Genomic DNA, 3,248 nt, shown 5'->3' with positions numbered 1-3,248 from the left:
GTGCTGACCTCCGTCGGCAAGGGCGGCGTCTTCGTCGCCAATGGCGGCGCGGCGGACTTCACCTCCGAAGCCGAGACGCAGGCGATGTCGATCACGGCCGTCGCCTCGCTCTCCGGCTCGACCTCAACGACGGTCGCTGCCAACATTTCGTCCAATACGTTCCAGAGTTCTGCGAAGACCGCCATCGCCGACAATGTCTCGATCACTGCGGCCAATGATGCCAACATTACGGCAAAGAACGCCATTGATGCCTTCGCCTTTGCCGGTGCGCTCGGCGTAACCTTCGGCACGAAGAACCCTGTCGCCGGGACCCTCGTCAGCAACGTTCAGTTGTCGTCCGCCGAAAGCCTCTTGGGTTCGGCTGTGACCGTGACGTCCGTCGGCGGTTCGGTCAATCTCGGTGCGGACACCAGTGAGCGGCTGCTGTCCATTCCTGTCGCCGGTGGTGGGGACGCCGGTGTACTCAGCGTCACCGTGGTCGACAGCACCACGCGCGCAGTGGCCGACAAGACCTCGACGCTGACGGCCAGCAATGGCAACGTCTCTGTCAAGGCACAGAACCAGTCGGACGTGCTGGAAATCGCCGGCAGCGTGGCCTTCTCCATGAGCGGAGCCGCCTTCGGTCTCACCATGCCGGGCACCGGCGTCAGCAAGACGGTGGAAGCCCAGATCGGCAATGCCTCGGCGCGCAACATCGAGATTGCCGCCCGCGCCAGCAACGACATTCGCCAGCTGGCAGGTGCCGGCGGCGCCAGCACGAAAAGTACGGGCGTCGGTGGCACGGTCGCCGTTCTGGTGCTCGACAACGACGTGACCGCGCGCATCGCCGAGGGCGCGACTGTGACGGCCAACGGCAATGTCTGGCTGGATGCAGCCGATGACAGCAGCCTGCTGCAGTTCGGCGGCGGTATCGGTGCCGGCAAGGATGTCGGCGTCGGCGCAAGCGTTGGTGCGCTGGTCGTACTCGGCCATACGCTGGCGGAGGTCGGCAGCAAGGCCAACGTGACCGCGCGCGGCCTTGAGGGCAATGTCATCACCTTCGAGGAATTGCAGGAGGTCGAGGAGGCCAAGGAAGCGCAGCGCACCGGCATCGTGGAAAGCTTCAACGGCCTCAAGGATACCGGCCTTGCCTTCGCCGATGACGTCGAGGATGCCTTTGATACACTGGGCAATATCGGCCAGTCGAAGGCCAAGCGCGATGCGCTGCTCGACATGCCGACCACGACGCGCACGGCCAAGGGTTTTGTCATGACGGCCAATGGCGATCATCGCGCCGTTGCCATATCGCTGGCCGTCGGCGCCTCGACGGGGACTGCCGGCGTCGGCGGTGTCGTCGATGTCGGCGTGTTCAGCAATTCCGTCAGCGCGCATGTCGCAAACGGCGCCTCGATCAATGCGGCCCTTACGGGCGCAACGCTTGGCAATTTCGGTGCTGCCCAGGATACCATCATCAGTGCCCAGTCGACGGGCCGCATGATCGGCTTTGCCGGCATGGTCGGAGCCGCCAAGACGGCGGGCGTCGGCGGTGGTGCGACCGTCAATGTCTTCAACGGTTCCACCCAGGCCTCGGTGGATAGCGGTGCCGTGGTGAAGGCCCGCCGCGACGTGGCGGTTGCCGCGCGGCGCCAGCAGCAGATCGGCGTTGCCGGCTTTGCCATGGGCGCCGCCACCGGACCCGCCGGTGTGGGGGCTGCGGTCAACGTGGCCGTCATTTCCGGCGCTACGACCGCCCGCATCGACGGGCGTGCGGATGCCTATCGCAATGTGACTGTCGATGCCCGCGAAAGCTCGCGCCATCTTGAGGTCGTCGGTGCGATCGGCGTGGCGGGCACGGCTGGCGTCGGCGGTGCGATCAACGTGGTCGTTGCCAACAGCACGACCTCCGCGCTGCTCGGTGCATCCGGTGCGATCAATGCCATGGGCGATACCGCGATCACGGCGCGTGCCCGCGAGAACATCGGCAACATCATCGTGGCTGGCGGCCTTGCCGGAACGGTGGGCGTCGGTGCGTCGATCAACGTGGTCGATTCCCGTCGCGGCATCTCTTCCTATGCCTATGGCAGCATCAACCAGGATTCCGCCTTCAAGGCGGCCGACAGCGGCCAGGATGTCAGCATCGAGGCCGACAGCGCCATCGACATGTATCGCCTGGTCGGCGGTCTCGGCGGCGGTGGCACGGTCGGTGTCGGCGTCAGCTTCGACATGGCGACGATCCTGAACCAGACCGTCGCGGCAATCGGCGGCAATGCCAAGGTCTATGCCGGCGGCAATGTCGATATCGATGCCGTTTCGGCCAAGAACTATGCGTCCAACACCATTGCCGGCGGCGTCGGCGGTGTGGTGGGTGTGGGCGGTGCCGTCGTCATCAACCGCACCGGCTCCGGCAATCTCAACGACTACCAGGACAATGATGGCACCTCTGCGGTCGACGGTGGCGGCATGGCAGGCGATGTGGACAAGGTTCTGTCCAAGCTTGTCAACAACCGCGTCCAGACCAGTGGCAATGCCTCGCTCGACGCGACGGTGGCCAAGGCCAACAGCGCAACCGCCTCCAGCCTGTCCGGGGACGCAACCAGCGTTTCGGCCATGCTGACGAAGGACGGCCACGACCGCACCTCCGCCACGATCGGCGACAATGCCGAGGTGGTGACCGGCGGCTCCGTCGATCTCACTGCCAGCGATTTCGGCCGTGTCTATCAGTTTGCCGGTACAGTCGGCGGCGGTGGCACGGTGGGCGTTGGCCTGACCGTCGGCGTCAACGACTTCTCGTCCTCGGCGATCACCGCCATCGGCAACAATGCCCGTGTGACCGCCGGCACCGCGCTCTCGATGGATGCAGAAAACGTCTCCGTGCTGGAGGCCGTGAACTTCGCCGGCGCGGCGGGTCTGGTCGGCGCGGCCGGCTCGATCAACTACAACCGTCTGCGCAACACGGCGAATACGACGATCGGCGCCGGCGCGCAGGTCTCCGCCACGCAGGCCGTCATCAACGCCGAGAACGAGCAGAATCTGGCCGCAACCACCATCGGTATCGCCGGCGGCTTCGTCGGCGCTGGTGTTTCCTATACGCGTGCTGATCTGGAAGGTGGCGCCACCACCACGATCGGCAACGGCGCAACCGTGACCACCCGCTCGGGCAATCTCGATGTGCTGGCCGAGCAGCGTTTCCGCATGTCGGTTGACGGACTGGCGGGTGCAGGTGGTGCCGTGGCCGGCCAGGCAGCCGTCTCCGAGATCGAGGAAGACAG

1 protein-coding gene is annotated in these 3,248 nt (G+C 65.7%); it reads left to right on the top strand.

The features are described from left to right. On the top strand, window positions 1-3,248 hold a 3,248-nt coding region (locus FNA46_RS24890; protein ID WP_143127934.1), incomplete at both ends, for a beta strand repeat-containing protein.

The organism is Affinirhizobium straminoryzae, from assembly GCF_007004135.1.
Classification (GTDB): domain Bacteria; phylum Pseudomonadota; class Alphaproteobacteria; order Rhizobiales; family Rhizobiaceae; genus Neorhizobium; species Neorhizobium straminoryzae.
The sequence above is the reverse complement of the archived record's forward strand: the minus strand, read 5'-3'. Positions and strand labels throughout refer to the sequence as shown.